Source organism: Rathayibacter caricis DSM 15933 (assembly GCF_003044275.1).
Classification (GTDB): domain Bacteria; phylum Actinomycetota; class Actinomycetes; order Actinomycetales; family Microbacteriaceae; genus Rathayibacter; species Rathayibacter caricis.
Genome location: NZ_PZPL01000002.1, coordinates 85,071 through 104,787, shown reverse-complemented (window position 1 = coordinate 104,787; position 19,717 = coordinate 85,071). Strand labels below are relative to the sequence as shown.

Below are 19,717 nucleotides of genomic sequence, written 5' to 3'. Positions count from 1 at the left end.
GTCGCTTGAGGAGCTCGAGGCGCGAGAGCCGGCCTATCTGCGATCAGCATCGGGTTGCACGTCCCCCTGCGTTGGGACGTCGCCGCGGCCGGCTCAGCTCTCCGGTGGGGGCCCAACTACTTCAACGTCGAGCTCCGCACGCGCTTGTTCGAATGCCGCTACCGGGAACCACGGTTCGCCAGACTCGTCGGGTGTTCGCTCCCGCGTTGGCTCGTTCATGAACTCGAAGAACGGCTCAAAGATCCCGGTCGTGAGCAGGCCGAGCATTTGGGTGTCGCTGCGCTCGAAGCGGAATGAGTGGATGGTACCGGCGGGCGCGTGCAAGAAGTCACCGCGGGTAAGCAGGATATCGGTGCCGTTCGCTTCGATCCGGGCTCGTCCGTCCAGGCAGAGAAAGTTCTCTGTGTGCAAGTGATGGCGGTGCCGCGGAATCCACGGCGACCGCGCGCCGCGAGTGTGCATCGCGAAGTAGCTTCCGTCGGTATCGCGTGCGCGAGCGAGGTAGGAGTTGAGCTGTGCGTGACTCGCCCAGCGCTCCCCGTCCGCCGCTCGCACGATCCGCGATCGTCCCGATGCGGCAGGATCCTCACCTGTGCCGGCGAGTGTGACTCCGTACTCTGCGCCGAGGTCCGCCCACGAGGCCGGGTCGAGAAGTTGCGCCTCGGACTGATGCGAATGACCGGAGAACGCTGCGCCCATTCGGACGAGCTGCTCTTGACGCCGACCTTCCGAGGAGTAGTGGAGAATCCGGTTTGTGTGTGCGCGCATCGTCCATCCGACGAGGTCACCGGCGGCGATATGCGCTGAATCTCCCGGGGTCAGGCGATGAAGGGCACCGTCGAGATCGAGCTCCACGACTCCGTCGACGACGAAGAGGAATAGTTCCTCCTCGGCGCGAGCGGCGGGGACGCGCGCGCCGAGAGGACCGCTGACCCAGGCGGCGGCGAAAGCGGCTCCGGTGTCGATGGGCCGTGCGATCTCGGTGACGAGCATCCCGCCGACGAGGGTTCGCCGTCCCTCGCCCGCTGCGATCGCGTAGGGCACTGCCTCGCCGGGGAGATCATCGAACAGTACCGCGAGGCTCGAGTTGCGCTCGACATTGGTCTCGGTCATCGAAGTGCCTCCTCGCTGTTGGTGAGGACGTGGTCGAAGAACGTCATCGCTGTGTCGAATGATGCATGGGGGTGGGCCGTCGTGAAGTCTGCGAGAGCGGGTGTGGAACGGCGCACCGTTTTCGCGTCGGGTTGCGAGTCGAGGCGTCCGACGTCGAGGACATGGTCGGGACCGAGTTCAGCGACGTCTCCGGGGTTGAGGAAGCCGTGACCGAAGCCGTCGATCAGATAGAGAGCGGCGTCCGAGCCAGCTTCTGCCAGGGCGTCGTAGAGGCGTTCGCTGTGCTCGGCAGGGACCAGCAGGTCGGCGTCGCCGTGCAGGATCAGGATCGGAGGAGCCCCCTGATGGGCTCGACGGGCCGGGCTCGCATCCAACGCGGCCTCGAGGTGCTCCCCCACTGGACCTCCCAGCAGCTGCAACTCGGGTGCGTCTGCCGGTGCGTCCGCGCTGAGCCCTGCCAGATCGGCCGGGCCGTACCCGTCGATTACGGCTTGCACCGAGGTGTCACCCGATGGTTCTCCCGCCGCGTACTGGTCGATGTCGCCGGTCAGACCGGCGAGGGCCGCGAGGTGACCGCCGGCCGAAGATCCCCACAGACCGATCCGAGCAGGGTCGATGCCGTACTCGTCGGCGCGCTCACGGAGAAAGCGCAGCGCCGCCCGCACGTCGAGCAGCTGCGCCGGGTGCGGAGCAGCTGAGCTCAGTCGGTAGTCGATGCTGACGCACACGTAACCGGCCGAAGCAAAGCGGTGCAGATCCGGTCGCGCTGTCCGGTCCTGCATCCGCCAGGCTCCGCCGTGCAGCCATACGAGCAGTGGCAGACGTTCAGTGCTGGCGGGGCGCGCGAGATCGAGAAGCAGTTCGGGCGCGAAAGAGATATCCGTGACAAGCACGGACGGATGAGTGGACACGATGGTCCTCCAGGGGGGTGAGCGGCTGGGCCCCGGTCTCCCGGACCTCATGCGACTTCCGTCGCGGGTCCGGTTGTATGGCCTCACAAGACCACTCGTGAAGAAGTTTACGCCGCTTCACCAGGTGTATGAGCCATGCCCCCCTGTTTTCAGTGAGTGGTCGTCTCGCGGAGTACTCGCGCGTCCCAGGCCTGCAGCTCGATAAGGTGCCCGGCCGGGAGGGTCTGTCGCCGTCCATCGGCGCCGGGAGTGGCGGCGAGATCCTCGCAGGCGACAGGCAGGACCAGGGTGGCCGCCTGCCAGGAGTAGTTGTGCACGAATCGCACTCCTCCGGCAGATCTGTCGGCGCGGGGCGATCCTCCGGTCACGCGCACCGATTCCGGGTGGCTGCAGCCGGCGATCCACTTGTCGTTCGCCGCTCTCGGCACCGCCCAGCGGAGAAGGGCTGCACCGAGGGCGGGGTCGGGCTGCGTTCCGATGACGGTGATCCGCCCGTCGCCGTGCTCCCGGGTCGTCGCAGGGGCCCACTCGGAAAAGTGGGGGTGCTCGTAGTCGAAGAGCACTTCGGTGCCGGTGTCTGGCTTCAGCCCATCGATCCAGAGGCGAGCGACGGCTCCTTCCGGCAGCGGGAGACCGGCGCGGCCGAGGACGACCGTGTCGCCGGCGTTGGAGAACTCGTCGTACGAGACTCCGGCGGCGTCCGCCAGGCGGGCAGGCTGCCGGTCGGTGCGTGGACGCGCCTCCTCGTCGGCGTAGCCGGTGCGGATTCCTAGGAGCAGATGTCCGCCGGCATGGGCGTACTCACGGAGCCAGTCGAGCTGCTCGTCCGAAGCGATGTAGAAGCCAGGAACGACGAGAGCCGGAAGCTCGGCGACGACGTCCCGCGGGTCTCGGGCGAACAGGTGCCGAGGCTGCTGCACCCGAACCTGCAGGTGGGCGTCGAAGGCCGCCCGGTACCACCCGTCGACGATGCGCTCGTACGATCGGGGGTCCGGCTCGGTGAGCCCGAAGGGCGGCTGGAAGGCCATTCCCCATTTCGAATCGGTCGAGTAGAGGATGCCCAGGTCGGCGTCCGGTACCAGGTCGAGCACGTCGGATCCGGCGTTCGCGAGCTCCGCGCCCAGTGCCTGGATCTCGGCGTAGATGCGGCCCGGCTGTCCGGAATGCGGGAGGACACCGCCCCAGTAGGTCTCTGCGCCGTAGGGGAGGGAGTGCCAGTGCCAGTACTCGATAGCGGCGGCGCCGCGTGACACGAACGCCCAGGCCGCCTGCCGCAGCTGGCCGCGGTAGGGCGGTTCGTTCAGGCTCGATCCCCAGATGGACGTCGCGCCCGTTTCTGTGACGAGGAAGGGTGCTTGCTTCGTCGACCACATCCGGTCCGCCGTGCGGTACAGAGTCCATGCCCCGGTCGTGTACCAGGTCTGAACCGTGTCCAGATCCGCCGGATCCGGCAGTTCAAGATGATGCTGCATGCGGTAGTAGGGGTTGCCAGACGTCACGTCGAGCACGGCGCCGGCCGAGTCGTCCTGGAGAGCGGGACGGTCGTAGGACAGGCACGTGGTGATGAACTGCTCCGGCGCCGCGTACTCGCGGACGACGTCGCGCTGCCACGCCAGCATCTCGGTGGTCAACTCGGCCTGGAACCGTCGCCACGCCAGGTCGTACTGCGGGTGGGTGTTGTTATCGGGCGTCCAAAGGTCGGCCCAGGTCGACAGGCGGTGAGACCAGTAAGCGAGCCCCCACTCTTCGTTGAGTCGGTCGACTGTGACGTACCGGTGTCGGAGCTCGTCGGTGAAGCGCTGGAACACTCCGTGGTTATGAAGGATCTCGTTCCCGGGCTCGTTGTCGACCTGGAAGCCGATCACCGAGGGATGGTCCGCGTATCGTGCCATGATCGCCCGCACCACGCGCTCGGCGTGGAACCGGTAGGCGGGGTGCGTGAAGTCCGCCTCCTGCCTCGCTCCCCAGGAGATCAGACGTCCTGTCTCGCGTTGGCCGGCGATCTCCGGGTGCTTCCGCGCGAGCCACATCGGGATCGCGTAGGTCGGGGTGCCGAGGATCACCGAGATTCCGCGGGCGTGCGCCGCGTCGAGGACGGCCTGCATCCAGTCGAGGTCGAAGACTCCGTCTTCGGGTTCCCAGGTCGACCAGACCGATTCGCCGACGCGGATGACGGTGAAGCCGGCGTCGATCATGGTGTCGAGGTCGCGTTCGAGGTCAGGGCTGCGCTGGTACTCGAGGTAGTAGGCGGCTCCGAAGAGGACGCGATCGGCGAGGAGTGCAGGCATGAGGATGTTCTTTCTAGGCAGGGTCGAAGCAGGCGGAAACACGGGGCCGAAGGGCGCGGAGCCGGGGATTAGAGGTGGGGTGCGCGCGCTGGGGGCGGGGCGGTGGTGTCGCGGATGACGAGTTCGGTTGGGACGGCGTGCTGCCGTGATGTCAGGGCCCGGCCCTCGATCGCGTCTATCAGGCGAGCCATGCCTGAACGGGCGATGACCTCGAAGTCCTGACGGATGGTGGTGAGGGGTACGGCGAGGTAGGCGGCGACGGGAATGTCATCGATCCCGACGACACTTACTTCTTTCGGGACCGAGAGCCCGGCCAGCTGTAGTGCTCGGATGGCTCCGATCGCCATTTCGTCGTTGGCGGCGAGGACTGCGGTGACGTCGTGCCTGCTCGCGATCTCGTGTCCTGCCGCGAATCCGGAGTCGACGCTCCAGTCGCCGCGAAGCTCGACACAGGTGGGTATCCCTGCGGCGGAGACGGCGTCCCGGTAGCCGAGTAGCCGGTTTTGGCTCGTTGCCCATCCCGGAGGTCCTGCGATGTGCAGGATTGACCGGTGTCCAAGATCGATCAGGTGCTGCGTGCCCGTCCGCGCCGCCATCCGGTCGTCAGCGCCGACGGTGATCCAGTCAGTGGAGTCGGCCGACTCGTTGTCGAGCGAGAGGACGGGGACCCCGGTCGAGAGCAGCTCCGACGGGTGCAGGTCGTCTGCGGGCTCGGAGACGATGATCGCTTCGACCCCGCGACCGCTGAGGTCACCGAACGCCGCACGGACACTGGCCGGCGTCCCGTCCGGGGTATGTGCCACCGCGATTGAGTAGCCGGCCTCGCGGGCAGCTCGCTCCACCCCGGCGGAGATGGCGGTGGGGCCGAAGAGCGCACTGCCGGTGGAGACGAAGCCGATCGTGCGGCTGCGAGCGGAGGCGAGCGCGCGGGCAGCCGAGTTCGGTCTGAAGTTGAGCGTCTCGATGGCGGCCTGAACACGCTCCTGAATGCCGGGAGAGACGTGGGGCTCCCCGTTGACCACCCGCGAGACGGTCTTCTGGGAGACGCCGGAGAGCCGCGCGACATCGACCATTGCGGGAGGCCGGACAGCTCCTGTCCGCCTGGCGGGCTGGGTCATGGCAGTCTCCTCGAGGTCAGCGGATCAGGCACGCGAACAGTCTGGCGTTCCTCATGAGCATCGGTGGCCGGACGAGCTGCACCCGTCCGGCCACCGAGCTCGAGAGGGGTGACTAGCCGCCGTTGACGGCGAAGCCCTGGTCGTTGCCGTAACTCACGATGGCGTCCTGCCAGGTGGCCAGACCTTCCGACAGCGGCTGGTCTCCGGTGTAGGAGGAGCCGAGATTGTCGTTGAAGATCGATACGGCGTACGCCTGGAACGGCAGGTACTGCCATCCCGAGGAGACCGTGGTTGCAGCCTCGGCGAGTACTTCGTTGACCTTCTGGCCGCCGAAGTACGGGAACTCCTTGTTCGTGAACTCGTCGGACTCGATGTCGGAGACCGTCGCGGGGAAGGTTCCGGCCTCGAGTCGCACGCCGACGCCGTCACCGGCGTTCGAGAACTCGGTGAAGCCGTAGGCGAGCGCCTTCTGCTCACTGGCTTCCGTCACCGAGAGCGCGCTTCCGCCGTTCTCGGAGTTCATCGTCTCTCCGGCCTCGTACTGGGGCATAGGAGCGGCACGCCAGTCGCCGGCCGCGTCGGGAACCCCACTTTCGAGGTTGACGGGCATCCACGCGCCGATCAGGAGCGAGTTGATGGTCCCGTCGCTGAGACCCTTGTACCACTCCTCGGACCAGGTGGTGATCGGAGCGGCGAGGCCCTCGTCGAGGACCGGCTGCCACATGTCGGTGAACTTCTTCGCGCCTTCGTCCTCGAGGTCAACCGTGATGTCGCTGCCCGAGGCCTGGAACGGGCGGCCTCCGGCCTGCCAGATCATGCTCTGAGTGAAGCCGGCGTCGCCTGCGTCGCCGACGAGGTACTTCGACGGGTCGGCGGCGTGCAGCGTCCTCGCCGCCTCGACGTACTCCTCCCAGGTGGTCGGCACGGCGATGCCGTACTGGTCGAACGTCGCCTGGTTGTAGAACATCGCCATCGGCCCGGAATCGAGCGGGAGCCCAAAGATGCCGTCGTTGATGGCGACGGAACCCCAGGTGCCAGTGGTGAAGGAGTCCTCGAGATCGCCCGCACCGAAGGCCGACAGGTCGGCGAGATCTCCGGTCAGAGCGAACTGAGGAACGGCGGAGTACTCCATGTGCATGACGTCGGGGATGCCGGATCCGGCCTGGATCGCGTTCTGCAGCGCCGTGTAGGCGTCGGTGCCGGTGCCGACGTTGGCGAGCTCGACGTTGACGTTCGGGTAGGCCTTCTCGAAGGCATCGATCATCGGAGGGAGGGTGGCGTCCCAGCCCCAAACGAGAAGGTCGCCTCCCTTGTCGAGGGCGGCGGCGACGTCGGACGCATCGACCTCCTCTGTGGGGCCGGAAGCTCCGGGACTGCAGGCGGTGAGCGATGCGATGACGGTGACGGCGGCGAGGCCGGCGAACACGCGTCGTCGAGTGATCGTGCGGGACATGTCTTCTCTCTTTCGAAGGAATGGAGTGGTGTGGGAAGGGATGGACAGGGGATTCACTCCTTGACGGAGCCAGCTGCGAGGCCGGACTGCCAGTAGCGCTGGAGGAGGAGGAAAGCGGCGATCAAGGGGATGATCGTGAGCAGGGAGCCCGTTACCACGAGGTCGAAGACCGCCTGCCCGCCGACCGTCGACGCCTGCGCGTTCCAGGCGTTCAACCCGACGGTGAGGGGGTACCACGCGGGATCCCTGAGCATGATCAGGGGCAGGAAGTAGTTGTTCCAGGTGGCGACCGTGGTGAACAGCAGCACGGTCACCGTTCCCGGCGCGAGGAGGGGAAGGGACACCTGCCAGAAAGTGCGGAACTCGGATGCTCCGTCGACCCTGGCCGCCTCGAGGAGCTCCGCCGGCACGGCCTGGCTGGCGAACGTCCACATCAGGTAGAGGCCGAACGGTGAGATGAGCGAGGGCAGGATGACCGACCACGGGGTGTTCGTGATCCCGAAGGACGAGAACATCAGGAACGTCGGCACGGCCAAGGCGGTGCCGGGGACGGCGACGGCGCCGATCACCACGGCGAAGACGGCCTTCTTCCCGGGGAACGAGAACTTCGCCAGGGCGTAGCCCCCGAGCACCGCGAGCAGAGTCGCCCCACCGGCGCCGACGACGACGTACAGCACCGTGTTCAGGAGCCAGCGGACGAAGATCCCGTCGTTGTAGGCGAGCGTGTTTCCGATGTTGTCGAACAGGGCGAACGAGCTCCCGAAGGCGAAGCCGAAGGTCGAGAGCAGATCGTCCTGGGTCTTCGACGCCGAGATGACCAGCCACACCAGCGGGAGGAGCGTGTAGACCAGCACGATCGCGGTGATCGCCGTGAGGAGGAGGCTCCGACGGGGCTTGTCCACACTCCTGCGGCGACGCGAGCGCAGCCGCGGCGGGCTGGAGATCCCGCGGCGTGGAGCGTCCGGCGAGGCGGTGATCGAGGGGCTGACGGTCGACGAGGTCATGCGACGTCCTTTCCGGTGCTGCGCAACTGGACGACGTAGGCGATGACCATCGTGATGACGCCCATGATGATGGCGACCGCTGCGGCGTAGTTGTACTGCTGCCCGCTGAAGGACAGGTTGTACGCGTAGAGGTTCGGAGTGAAGAACGTCGAGATCGAGTTCGGCGCCAGCTCTCGGAGGATGCTCGGCTCGTTGAAGAGCTGGAAGCTGCCGATGATCGAGAAGATCGTCGCGATGGCGATGGAGCCGCGGATCGCAGGGAGCTTGATGGCCCTGATGACGTGCCACTGATTGGCGCCGTCGAGTTCGGCGGCCTCGTACAGCGACTCCGGGATCGTGCGCAGCGACGAGTAGAAGATCAACATGTTGTAGCCGACGAACGACCAGGTAACGATGTTGCCGATGGCCGCCAGGATGAAGTCCGGCCCGAGCGGGTTGGGGATCGCCCATCCGAAGAAGTCGTTGATGTAGCCGACGAGACCGAATCTCGGTCCGTACATGAAGCCCCACATGAGCGCGGCGACGACGGCGGGGACCGCGTAGGGCATGAAGACGGCGATCCGGAAGAAGTCCTTGCCGTACAGGCGCGCCGAATCGATCGCGAGGGCGACGAACATCGCGATGACAAGCATGATCGGGACCTGGATGACGAGGAAGAGGGCGACCCGCGTCACGCCCGACCAGAACTGCGGGTCGTTAAACGCCCGCACGTAGTTGTCGACTCCGACGAACTGGGTTCCGCCGAGCAGCTGCGTCCGGAAGAGGCTGATGTAGATGGAGTAGAGGATCGGGGCGACGAAGATCACGACGAACACCAGCATGAACGGGAGCAGGAAGTTCCACCCACGCCACCGGTTCCGCCGCTGGACTGCCGAGATGCCTGGGCGCCTTCCTGGGTTCACGACCGCCGTCATGACGGGGCCCCGAGTCCCCTGCTGTGCTCGCGCAGGTCCGTCGTTCTCATGCAATCTCCCTTGATGCGTGACTACGCAGTCAGTCTTGTGATCTGGACTGTACGTATACCTGACTACGCTGTCAAGTCAAAAGAGGTACGAGCGTGAGCGGGGCTGGATGGCCAGCGCGGATTGCAGCGCAGAGAGCGGCTCGTTCAGGGGCAGGCGACGGTGGCGTAGTTCGAAAGGTCGTCGCCACCTTTATCGGTGAAACGGGTGGTGTGATGTGACTGGAGGACCCCTGAACGGGGGCCAAAAATAGGTGGCGTTACTCATGGTGGCGTTGTCATCTTTGAAGCTACTGTGAATCGACTCCAGGTTTTCTCTCGATCGCACCTCTGCGATCTTGGCGACTGACCTCTGACACTCGGCAGAGCCTGGACGACTCTGAAGGAGAAATGACCTCGTGAATCCCCGTCCAGGTCGTCCTCGAGTGCGTGGCGCACTCACTTGGACGGCCGCACTCAGTGCTCTCCTCATTGCTGTCCCCGCAGCGACGAGCGCCACCGCCGCCACAGCTGACCAGCCCTGGCTCGACTCGTCACTCGCTCCGGAGACGAGGGCGCAGCTCGTCCTTGACGAGATGACGCTCGAGCAGAAGATCGCTCTCATCGAGCCCTACGGCGATCCGCACCCCATCCCCGAGCTGGGCCTCCCGGCGATCCGATACGTCGACGGTTGCTGCAGCATCGGCGATAAGGCCGGTGTCCAAGAGACAACAGTGTTCCCCGCAGGGCTGTCATTGGCATCCAGCTTCGACACGGACCTGGCCTACCGTTACGGCGAGGCCCAGGGCGACGAGGCGTTCCTGCTCGGCGGCAACTCTGTCGGAGCGCCAACTATGGAGATCATGCGTTCTCCGTGGCAGGGACGCACTAACGAGGGCTTTGGCGAGGACCCGCTTCTCAGTGGCCTCATCGCGGCGGGGCAGGTCAACGGCATCCAGAGCGACGAGGGCGTCCTCGCCGTCGTCAAGCACTACGGCATGTACGACCAGGAGGCTCGTCGTGTCAGCGTCGACGAGCAGGTCGATGATCGGACTCTGCAGGAGGTGTACAACCGCAACTGGGAGAAGATGATCGACGTGTCCGACCCGGGCTCGGTCATGTGCGCATTCTCGAAGACCAACGGCGTCGCTGCTTGCAACAACGAGCAGCTGCTCACCGACACCCTTCGTAACCGGTTGGGCTTCGAGGGCTTCGTGACGTCCGACTACAACGCCTGCGTGGCGATCACCGCCTACGAAGCGGGCGCCGACTGGTGCAGCCCCTTCAACACGTGGGACTCGGCCGAGCTGGCCGCAGCTGTCCAGGACGGAACGGTACCGGCCGCGGCGATCGACCGCGCGGTGTACAACGTGCTGGTCGCATTCTTCAAGCACGGACTCGTTGACAATCCCGTGCCAGGAGCGTTTGTGGACCCGGCCCCAGCGACCGATGCACTTCCGTCCGCGCTTCTCGATGAGAACGAGACGATCGCCGAAGAGGTCGCGATCAAGGGTTCGGTTCTTCTCCGCAATGAAGAGGGAGCTCTGCCGCTGGATTCTGACTCGCTTGACTCCATCGCCGTCATTGGCGCCGACGCCGACTTCAACATCTCCGGCAACAACGGGTTCGCCGCTTCTCCTGCGCGCCTGACGACAATCGTCGACGGGATCACTGAGGCAGCCGGCGACGGAGTAACCGTTACTCACGTTGACGGCACGGATCCGGTGGGCCTCGCCGGAACCCTCCCCGGCCTCGAGCCCGTTCCCTCCTCCGTTCTCAGCACCCCGGACGGCAGCGCTGACGGTGTGCTCGCGCAGTACTTCGCTAACCCCGTTTTCGCCGGCGACCCGTTCGCCACTCAGGTGGAGCCTCAGGTCGAGCAGCGTGCTGGCTTGTCTGCGGGACCAAACAACCGGTCCCAGGTCACGCCCATCCCCATCCCCGCAGTGCTCAACCCGGCCGCGTCGATGCGTTGGGACACCGTCCTGACGCCGACCCAGACCGGCGACTATGAGCTCGGCCTTGACCTTCTTGGATCGGCGACGCTCTCCGTCGACGGCCAGGCTGTTGTAGTCGCTGATGCCGACACCTTCGCTACCCAGTCCGTGACGCTCCCTCTCGTCGCTGGAGAGTCTTACGACATCCGCATCGACTACCGAGCCGACGCCCCCAATCAGGCGGGGCAGTTCAACGAGGCGGCACTGGCGATGATCCGCTTCGGTTGGACTCCTCCGTCGACACTTGCTAACCCCGGCATTGTCGAAGCCGCCGTCGCCGCGAAGGCTGCTGACGTCGCCGTCGTCGTGGTCCGCGACTACGCAGGTGAGGGCGCCGATCGTGGCACGCTGACCCTGCCGCAGGCTCAGGACCGTCTGATCGAAGCCGTGGCAGCTGTGAACGACCGGACGATTGTCGTGATGGCGACCGGCGGCCCCGTTCTGACCCCCTGGATCAACGACGTCGACGCGGTCCTCGAGTCCTGGTACCCCGGCGAGGCCCAGGGCAAGGCAGTCGCCAAGCTGCTCTTCGGCGACGCTACCCCCACGGGCAAGCTGCCGTTCACCTGGCCCAGCACCGAGGAGCAGCCCGCCGAGATCGGCACGACTACCCCGTTCGCGCAAATCAACATCGAGAATCCGGTCGACACGCACGATGAGGGCATTCTGATCGGCTACCGCGGCTACCTGGCCAACGACGTCGAACCGCAGTTCCCGTTCGGCTTCGGCCTGTCGTACCCGAGCTTCGAGTACGGACCGACCGTCACCGCTTCTTCGGTGGACGTGGCGGGGACCGATCCCGTAGCGACCATGGCCAGCGTGACGGTCAAGAACACCGGAGAGACTGCCGGTACCGAGACCGTCCAGCTCTACACGGGCGCTCTTCCGACCGACGTTCCGACCGCCGAGCGCTCGCTCGCCGGCTTCGCACAGGTGAACCTCGCAGCGGGTGAATCGAAGACTGTCGAGATCACGCTCGACCGCCGCGCCCTGCAGTACTGGGATGCAACAGCGCAGGACTGGGTCACCCCCGCCGGCGACGTCGCACTCTTCGCCGGCAGTTCAGTGGCCGACACCCCCTCGACCGGGTCCGTCTCGATCGGAGCGGCCGACACGACCGCACCGACCGTGACGATCACCGCCGACCCCGCCACCCCCACCGGCTCGAACGGCTGGTACCGCGACCCGGTTCAGCTCACCGTCACCGCAGAGGATGCCGAGGGACCTGTTGCTTCGCTCGAAGCAAGCATCGACGGCGGCGCCTTCGCTCCCGTGACGGGACCGATCGCCATTGAAGCCGACGGCGAGCACACGGTCGCCGCCCGCGCAGTGGACCAGGCAGGCAACTCTTCCGAGACCGCCACCTGGACAGGCAAGATCGACCGGACCGCCCCGACAGTCGCTGCGGAGAAGCGCTCGGGCTACCGACTCGTCCTCACCGCGAACGACGAAACTTCCGGAGTGGATGTCATTCGGTACCGCTACGTCCTGAAGTACTCCGGACGCACCGTCAACGGACCGTGGCTCGAGTACAAGAGGGCAGTGCCGATCAGTGACGGCAAAATCCTCAAGGTCGAGTACCGAGCCACCGATGAGGCAGGCAACAGGAGCGCCTCGGGCATCTACCGCAAGTAGGTTCCCCACGCACCGCAACCGTCGATGCCCGTCGCACCCCTTCTCAGGGTGCGGCGGGCATCGTCTCGTCGGCCCATGTGACCCGCAAGAGGCACAGAACTCCGTTTGACAGGCGCGTGAGGGCAACCCAAGATGGGGACAACGGCAATGGTGTCGTTACCATCGACTAAAGAGGTGCCAACGAATGCCCCCTCGAATCCGATCACTGCAGCGTCTTCGCGCCGCTGCTCTCCTACTCACCGGCATGGCGATGGCTGGGGTCCTCGCCCTGACTGCCAGCGCTCCCGCGTCGGCGGCTGCCGCAACACCGGGACCCGCATCCAGCATCGCGGCGTCGGACATCCGCGGATGGAACTGGGCCGATGCCCGAGACAACTACGTCTGCGGCAATGTCGTCCCCTCAGGTCTCTGGGACTCGGACAGCTACGCAGCCGTGCATTCGAAAGCGACCGCTGTGGCCGATCAGCTGGCGGCACGGGGGGCAAACACCGTCCGCCTCCCCATGAACGTCACAACCGTCGGCGGGTCCTGGTGGAACTCCTACCAAGCAGCCATCGACGCCATCACTGCACGGGGAATGAAGGTCGTCCTGGCCGAATGGGACCAGGAGTGCCTGGGCACCTACGCCCGGGACGGGCGCATGGACCAAGGCTGGGAGGGGATGTGGGACGCGATCGTGGCCCGCTACAACTCGAACAGCAGTGTTCACTTCGAGATCTTCAACGAGCCTTTCGGCTACTCGACGCCCGAGTGGCTCGATCAGGCCGCCACGTGGATAAACCGCTACCCGCAGATCGATCGTTCCCGGATTCTCGTCCCTGGCTCCGGTATGAGCTACAACACGACCGACGCTGGTCGTGACACCCGCTTCTCGGGCACGAAGCTGGCGTTCCACACCTACGCCGAGTGGCAGCCCGCCCGCACCTACGATCAGTGGCGCTCCCAGATCCGCGAAGTCGTCGGTGAGTTCGCGAACCGCGCTGTCATGACCGAATTCGGAACCTACCTCGCGACCGGTTACGACTTCAAGAACGCGGCGAGCACGGAGAATAACGTGCAGTACATCCGGGCGCTCACCGACGAGTTCGCGGCTCAGAGGATCGGCTCCATCCATTGGGTGGGCGTGCGGGACAACGATCAGTGGCGCATGTTTACCCTTTCTGGAGCTACCCAGAACGGGAACGGGTCCACGATCGGGCTGGCCGTCACGAATCAGTCCGCCCTTGATCGCATCCACATCGGTTGGCGCATGTCCCAGACCGCCGCGTCGAAGTCGATCGTGAGTGCCGCCTCCGGCGAATGTCTCGACGTGCCGGGGCACAGCGTGACGCCGAGTACTCCGGTGACGATCTACGACTGCTCGGGCGCGAGCAATCAACGGTGGCGGCTTGGGGTCGACGGGACGATCGTCGGAGTCGAATCGGGTCTGTGCCTGGATGTTGCCGGATACAGCGTCGCGCCCGGTACGACAGTGCAGACCTACACCTGTAACGGCGGAGCGAACCAACGCTGGCGGGTGACCACCGGCGGAGCGATCGTCGCCGAGCAGTCCGGCCTCTGTCTCGACGTCTGGAACGCGGGTACCGCGAACGGTAACGCCGTGAAGGTGTACACCTGCTCGGGCGCCCGCCACCAGAGCTGGTCGCTGACCTGACCGCACGGCGTGACCGGCGTGCCAATTCGAGGCGCCGGTCACACCTTTCGAGCGGGCGCCGCCGTGCTCGAACGCACCACGAGCGACGTCTGGATACGGACGGTCTTCGAGCGGAACTCGTGGTCATCAATCTTTGCCAGCAACGTATCGAAAGCGGTACTGCCCACGAGGTCGAACCGCTGGTGAATCGTCGTGAGAGGCGGCCACAGCGAGACCGCCTCGTCCACGTCATCGAAACCGACGACGCTTACCTCGGCCGGCACCTTGATCCCAACCTCATGAAAAGCCCCGATGATCCCGAGAGCCATCTGGTCATTTGCGGCAAAAACAGCGGTCGCTTGGAGGTTCTCGCGAAGTAGCACGCCAGCCGCGTAACCGGAGCGCGGCGTCCAGTCTCCACGAATCGGTTCAGGTACTCGGCGGCCGGCGGCGACCAACGCTTCCCGCCAGGCGTCCTCGCGATGGACGGCAGCGAAGGAACTAGACGGGCCCGTAACATGCCACACGGTCCGATGGCCCAGATCGATTAAGTGCTGTGTTGCCAACCGCGCCCCCTGGCGCTGATCGGTATCGATCACCGGGTAGTCTGGCCGTTCGTTCGAATCGACGACAACGACCGGTAGTCCGCTCGGAAGCTGGGCGATCGAATGATCCATCAAGTTCTGATCGAGAACAATGACGACGCCATCAACGTCCTCCCGCCGCATCCGGGTGAACGCAGCGGACACGTGCTCCTGGTCCGCCGTTTCGATCGCAACGAGAGTGAGCGAATAGTCCGCGGCGGCACACGCCGCCGCGATCGCCTCCAGCGTTCGAACGTTGCCGATCGTTCCCAAACCGAAGACGATGACTCCGACGTTGCGGTAACGCCCTGAACGCAACGCGCGAGCCATCCGGTTCGGCTGATAGCCGATTTTCCTCATGGCCTCGAGAACACGCTCCCGAGTCACGGGGTCAACGTTCTCGTGCTCATTGGCGACACGAGACACCGTGATCGGAGCAACACCGGCTAGAGCGGCTACATCAGTGAGAGACGGCCGGCGATGAAGCCGACGCCGGGCCGACGCCGTCGAATCGTCCATCGGCTGCACGCCCTCAATTCCTGATCGCTAATCCGAGATTTCCTAAGTTTATCCTGCTCGTCGTGAGACACCGCGTGCCCTGCTGCGAGCCGACGAACTCACACCGCCGTCCCGTCGGTGCCGGGCTACTCCCTCGGGTGAAGAAGCAGAGGTGAGATCGGCTTCTAACAGACGAGAACCGGCGGAGCGCTACGCCCGCGTTCGACCCGGCGGCCGGATCCGCCGATACGCCCTCGACTGCTGGTCGAGCCGGCTGGTGCTGCGCAGGCCAGCTCGATAACGACAGTCGGGCCCGCGAACAGTCCGGTCAGGTGACACTTCCGATCAACTCGGAGAAGTCTGGAGGACGTTGAGCTGAGCGACCTGCAGCGCTCATGAGGAGCCGATATGGTCTACACTTTCCTCGACGCGCGCGTCTTCCTCCGGCTTTATACCCACGCATGTCTGTGCGTGAACCCGAGCCGGGACGCCGCCAGGAAATCCCGTGAGAATTTTCACTCGACCACGCGTTATCGCACTCATCGCGCTTGGCCTCGCCGCGGCCGTCTTCGCACTCAGCATGGGCTTCGGTCCACGCTCACAGCGCCCGGACCCACAACCGCCGTCCGCCTCCGCTACGTCCTCCCCCGCCGAGGCGACCACATCAGCACGGACGCCACCGAACGGCACCCTGTTCGTCGACACCGCCGGGGCTCCCATCCATGCCCACGGCGGCGGCATGCTGGAGCACGACGGTGTCTTCTACTGGGTAGGAGAAAACCGGAACGAGTCAAATCGCTTCGAGTCCGTGTCGCTCTACAGCTCGCCCGACCTGGCGAACTGGACTTTCCAGCACGACATCCTCACCCAGGCCTCCGCGCCGGACCTCGTGGGCGCCACCATCGAGCGACCCAAGCTGCTCTTTAACGAGCCGACCGATTCCTTCGTGCTCTGGATGCACTGGGAGAACGGAGTGGACTACAACCAGGCAAGAACAGCCGTCGCAGTGTCGCCGATGATCGACGGAGACTACGTCTATAAGCGCAGCTTCCGGCCCCTGGGTTACGAGAGCCGGGACCAGACCGTCTTCCAAGCAGAGGACGGCTCGGCCTACCTCGCCTCCGCCACTTCAAGCAACGCTGATCTCAACATCTACCGACTTTCCGACGACTTCACCGAACCGGTAGCTCTGCTCACAACACTGTGGCCGGGTGCCTACCGGGAGGCCCCCGCGCTCTTCCAGCGGAACGACACATACTTCCTCATGACGTCGGGAGCCACTGGCTGGGACCCCAACCAAGCGATGTACGCCACGGCACCTGATCCGGCCGGACCTTGGAGCGAACTTCTACCCGTTGGAGACGCCGAGGCCTTCGGCTCGCAGGCGGCATTCGTCCTCCCCGTCGCCGGGTCCTCGCGCACGAGCTTCCTCTACCTCGGTGACCGATGGGCGGGAGCCAGAGACGCGCCAGTGAACGATTCCGACTACGTGTGGCTACCCCTCACCTTCCCCACCGAACGCTCGCTCTCCCTCGAGTGGTCGACTGCATTGTCGATCTCAGTGTCCGAGGGGACCATCGACGGCGTTGCCCCAGGAACGCCGTTCCGAGAGTTTCATACCGCCACCGACGACCGCTGCCTCGATGCACCCGGAATGGAGGGGGATGCGACGGCGATCATCTATGACTGCAACGGCGGCGCCAACCAGCAGTGGCAGACGATCCCCGTCTCCGACGAGGAGATCCTCGTGCGATCACGCACGGAGGGGACTTGCATCACCGTCCGGGGACAACTCTTGGTTCTGGAAACGTGCTCCGGCTCGGCAGAGCAGATGCTAAGTCTCGTGCCCGAAGGACCCAAGTTCCAGCGCCTCGCCTTCGAGGAGTCATGCCTCACGGAGGGCGACGAGCGCAGTGCAGTCCTCGACGCGTGCTCTCGCCAGCTTCTGTTCGATCCGACATCCTGACCCGTCCGCCTGGACTGATTGATTCCGGACAAGGTTGGCCACCGGCTCGGCACCGTCGGCCCGGGGTTCGCGAACGCCCACTCGCATCTCTTCCACCGGGCCCTCCGCGGCCGCACGCATGCCGAGGGAGGGGACTTCTGGCGGTGGCGGGAGGAGATGTGCGCCGTCGCCGGGACGCTCGATCCCCGCCTTTACCGCTCCCTCGCCCGCGCGGTCTTCGGAGAGATGCTCTCCGCCGGCTACACCGCAGTCGGCGAGTTCCACTACGTCCACCACCGACCGGGTGGCGCGCCGTACCGCGAACCCGAGCATGCGATGGAGCGCACCGTCGCCGACGCCGCGCAGGACGCGGGCATCCGGCTCACCCTCCTCGACACCCTGTACCTCGGAGGCGGTCTCGGCAGAGGACTCGAACCCGAGCAGCTGCGATTCGGGGACGGAAGCGCCGCCGCGTGGCTCGACCGCTGGCATCGCCTCCGCTCCGATCTGGCTGGCCACCGCGATGTGCTCCTGGGGGCCGCCATCCACTCGGTGCCCGCCGTACCCGAGCGGGAGATCTCCGCGCTGGTCGCCGGCCTGCCTGCTGATGTCCCGCTGCACATCCATTTGTCGGAGCAGCCCCGTGAGAACGAGGAGTGCCTCGCCGCCACTGGACTCACGCCCACCGAGCTGCTCGCCCGAGCAGGTGCTCTCTCGCGCCGGCTCTCCGTCGTGCACGCGACACACCTGTCCGACTCCGACCACGACCTCCTCGGCGGGGCCGGAGTAGCGGTCGTGATGTGTCCGAGCACCGAAGCCGACCTCGGCGACGGCATCGGGCCGGCTCGTGCACTCGCCGCGCTTGGCGCCTCCGTCACCATCGGCTCCGACCAGAACGCCGTCATCGACCCGCTGCTCGAGCTCCGAGGACTCGAAGCAGGGGAACGCCTCGCCCGCCACCGCCGCGGAGTGTTCTCACCCGCCGAGCTCTGGCGAGCGGGCACCGTCGACGGCTACCGCGCACTCGGATGGCGCGGCGGTATCTCCGTCGGAGCTGTCTGCGACCTCGTCGAGCTCGACGAGGAATCGATGCGGACCCTCCGAGCTCCTGCCGAGGCGCTGCCGCTGGTGGCGACTGCCGCCGACATCCGCACCACCATCGTCGGCGGACGCCTCGTCGACACCACCGGCACTACGGGGCTGCTCGCCGCCGCGCTCGATGCGCTCGACGAGGCGCGCGAACGCACCGACGAACCCAAAGCCCAGATCAGCGGAAGGCCCCTTCGATGACCTCCTCCCACCTCCTCACCGATATCGGCACCCTCGTCATCAACACGCCCCGAGACGGCTCCCGCCCGGTCATCGGCGACCTGGGCACGTGGACCGATGCCGCAGTCGTCGTCGAGGACGGACTCATTGCCTGGATCGGAGCGGCGTCCGACGCCCCCGCCGCCAACACCGTGACTCGCGTCGGCGGACGCTCGGTCATCCCCGGCTTCGTCGACTCGCACAGCCACGTCCTCTTCGCGGGCGACCGCTCGGCCGAGTTCGAGGCACGCATGGCAGGAAGCCGCTACTCCGCCGGTGGGATCCGCTCGACGGTCACCGCGACCCGGGCCGCCTCCGACGACGAACTCCTCGCGAATGCGCAGCACCTGCTGAGCCAGGCGCATGCGCACGGCACCACCACCCTCGAGATCAAGAGCGGATACGGCCTCGACCTCGCGACCGAGGAACGCCTCGTGCGTTTGGCCGCGCAGCTCACCGACGAGGTGACCTACCTCGGCGCGCACGTCGTTCCGACCGAATACGCCGAGCGACGTGAAGAGTACATCGACCTCGTCATCGGCGATATGCTCGACGCCTGCGCCTCATGCCCGCTGGATCGACGTCTTCTGCGAGACCGGAGCCTTCACCCCCAACGAATCGCGCCAGATCCTTCTCGCTGGGCGCGATCGCGGTCTGGGCGTGCGCGTGCACGCGAGCCAGCTCGGCCCGGGCGAGGGCGTTCGACTCGCCGTCGAGCTTGATGCCGCGAGCGTCGACCACTGCACCTACCTCACCGACGACGACATCGCCGCGCTCAGCCGCTCTCAGACCGTCGCTACCCTGCTGCCCGGTGTCGAGTTTTCCACTCGACAGCCGTACCCGGACGCCCGACGACTGATCGACGCAGGAGTCCACGTCGCCCTCGCCAGCGACTGCAACCCGGGCTCCTCCTTCACCTCGTCGCTCCCCTTCTGCGTCGCTCTCGCCGTCCGCGAGATGGGGATGACCTCGGCCGAAGCTGTGTGGGCAGCGACCTTCGGTGGCGCGACGGCGCTTCGGCGCGATGATGTCGGGACGCTTCGCGTCGGCGCACGAGCAGATCTCGTCGAGCTCGACGCACCGGATCCTTCGCACCTCGCCTATCGGCCTGGTGTCCAGCTGATCCGGAGGGTATGGCGCCGCGGGACGCTCGTGGCTCGGTGACCGGAACCGGTCCCGTATTACCAGAGCGACTGTGCTCTCCCCTTCATATGGCGCTCGAGGACTACAGCGAGCCGCTAACCGATGCCGATGCCGATCGGTCGTCGCGACGGCTACCACCCGTGCCCT

12 protein-coding genes and 1 pseudogene are annotated in these 19,717 nt (G+C 66.0%); 5 read left to right on the top strand and 8 right to left on the bottom strand.

The genetic code is table 11. The features are described from left to right. Positions 1-93 precede the first annotated feature (93 nt). The 7 genes from C1I63_RS18395 to C1I63_RS18365 all read right to left on the bottom strand — a co-directional run bounded on the left by C1I63_RS18395 (position 94) and on the right by C1I63_RS18365 (position 8,801). Positions 94-1,113, bottom strand: a complete 1,020-nt coding sequence (locus C1I63_RS18395; protein ID WP_107576020.1) for a cupin domain-containing protein — start codon at positions 1,111-1,113, stop codon at positions 94-96. After that, entirely contained in the window at positions 1,110-2,024 is a 915-nt protein-coding gene (locus tag C1I63_RS18390) for an alpha/beta hydrolase (RefSeq protein ID WP_159989436.1), read from the bottom strand. Before C1I63_RS18390 ends, C1I63_RS18395 begins: the two co-directional genes overlap by 4 nt. Positions 2,025-2,173: 149 nt before the next feature. Further along, positions 2,174-4,312, bottom strand: coding sequence for a beta-galactosidase (locus C1I63_RS18385; RefSeq protein ID WP_107576018.1), 2,139 nt, complete (start codon positions 4,310-4,312; stop codon positions 2,174-2,176). Positions 4,313-4,380: 68 nt separating this feature from the next. Next, on the bottom strand, positions 4,381-5,430 hold the full coding sequence (locus C1I63_RS18380; RefSeq protein WP_107576017.1) for a LacI family DNA-binding transcriptional regulator: 1,050 nt from the start codon (positions 5,428-5,430) through the stop codon (positions 4,381-4,383). A gap of 112 nt (positions 5,431-5,542) precedes the next feature. Beyond that, positions 5,543-6,883: an ABC transporter substrate-binding protein gene (locus C1I63_RS18375; protein WP_107576016.1), complete on the bottom strand. Its 1,341-nt coding sequence runs from the start codon at positions 6,881-6,883 to the stop codon at positions 5,543-5,545. 53 nt (positions 6,884-6,936) lie between these two features. Next, complete coding sequence (locus C1I63_RS18370; protein ID WP_107576015.1) at positions 6,937-7,887, bottom strand: carbohydrate ABC transporter permease; 951 nt, start codon at positions 7,885-7,887, stop codon at positions 6,937-6,939. Next, positions 7,884-8,801: a carbohydrate ABC transporter permease gene (locus C1I63_RS18365; protein WP_107576014.1), complete on the bottom strand. Its 918-nt coding sequence runs from the start codon at positions 8,799-8,801 to the stop codon at positions 7,884-7,886. The genes C1I63_RS18370 and C1I63_RS18365 overlap by 4 nt, the downstream gene beginning before the upstream one ends. Before the next feature lie 622 nt (positions 8,802-9,423). On the opposite strand from C1I63_RS18365, the gene C1I63_RS18360 reads away from it, so the two are divergent. Both C1I63_RS18360 and C1I63_RS18355 read left to right on the top strand, forming a co-directional pair. Continuing rightward, positions 9,424-12,459: a glycoside hydrolase family 3 C-terminal domain-containing protein gene (locus tag C1I63_RS18360; protein WP_146168490.1), complete on the top strand. Its 3,036-nt coding sequence runs from the start codon at positions 9,424-9,426 to the stop codon at positions 12,457-12,459. Between the two features lie 244 nt (positions 12,460-12,703). Continuing rightward, the gene (locus C1I63_RS18355; RefSeq protein ID WP_170116436.1) at positions 12,704-14,113 is read left to right on the top strand and encodes a ricin-type beta-trefoil lectin domain protein; all 1,410 of its coding nucleotides are present in this window, start codon (positions 12,704-12,706) and stop codon (positions 14,111-14,113) included. 38 nt (positions 14,114-14,151) lie between these two features. Here the strand turns inward: C1I63_RS18355 and C1I63_RS18350 are convergent, their stop codons facing one another. Continuing rightward, positions 14,152-15,195, bottom strand: a complete 1,044-nt coding sequence (locus tag C1I63_RS18350; protein ID WP_107576185.1) for a LacI family DNA-binding transcriptional regulator — start codon at positions 15,193-15,195, stop codon at positions 14,152-14,154. Between the two features lie 484 nt (positions 15,196-15,679). Here C1I63_RS18350 and C1I63_RS18345 point away from each other — a divergent pair, with 484 nt between their 5' ends. The 3 genes and pseudogenes from C1I63_RS18345 to hutI all read left to right on the top strand — a co-directional run bounded on the left by C1I63_RS18345 (position 15,680) and on the right by hutI (position 19,591). Next, complete coding sequence (locus C1I63_RS18345; protein WP_107576011.1) at positions 15,680-17,140, top strand: family 43 glycosylhydrolase; 1,461 nt, start codon at positions 15,680-15,682, stop codon at positions 17,138-17,140. Positions 17,141-17,158: 18 nt separating this feature from the next. Beyond that, positions 17,159-18,409 (top strand): formimidoylglutamate deiminase, encoded by a 1,251-nt coding sequence (locus C1I63_RS18340; protein WP_107576010.1) that lies wholly within the window; start codon positions 17,159-17,161, stop codon positions 18,407-18,409. Then, positions 18,406-19,591 (top strand): annotated as a pseudogene (gene hutI / locus C1I63_RS18335) (imidazolonepropionase). Before C1I63_RS18340 ends, hutI begins: the two are co-directional and overlap by 4 nt. Positions 19,592-19,717: the final 126 nt, after the last annotated feature.

Bases quoted from the DNA above. Each gene is read 5' to 3' on its own strand.
- C1I63_RS18350 (WP_107576185.1), bottom strand. From the start codon at position 15,195: ATGGACGATTCGACGGCGTCGGCCCGGCGTCGGCTTCATCGCCGGCCG.
- C1I63_RS18360 (WP_146168490.1), top strand. From the start codon at position 9,424: ATGACGCTCGAGCAGAAGATCGCTCTCATCGAGCCCTACGGCGATCCG.
- C1I63_RS18395 (WP_107576020.1), bottom strand. From the start codon at position 1,113: ATGACCGAGACCAATGTCGAGCGCAACTCGAGCCTCGCGGTACTGTTC.
- C1I63_RS18375 (WP_107576016.1), bottom strand. From the start codon at position 6,883: ATGTCCCGCACGATCACTCGACGACGCGTGTTCGCCGGCCTCGCCGCC.
- C1I63_RS18385 (WP_107576018.1), bottom strand. From the start codon at position 4,312: ATGCCTGCACTCCTCGCCGATCGCGTCCTCTTCGGAGCCGCCTACTAC.
- C1I63_RS18365 (WP_107576014.1), bottom strand. From the start codon at position 8,801: ATGACGGCGGTCGTGAACCCAGGAAGGCGCCCAGGCATCTCGGCAGTC.
- C1I63_RS18355 (WP_170116436.1), top strand. From the start codon at position 12,704: ATGGCGATGGCTGGGGTCCTCGCCCTGACTGCCAGCGCTCCCGCGTCG.
- C1I63_RS18380 (WP_107576017.1), bottom strand. From the start codon at position 5,430: ATGACCCAGCCCGCCAGGCGGACAGGAGCTGTCCGGCCTCCCGCAATG.
- C1I63_RS18370 (WP_107576015.1), bottom strand. From the start codon at position 7,887: ATGACCTCGTCGACCGTCAGCCCCTCGATCACCGCCTCGCCGGACGCT.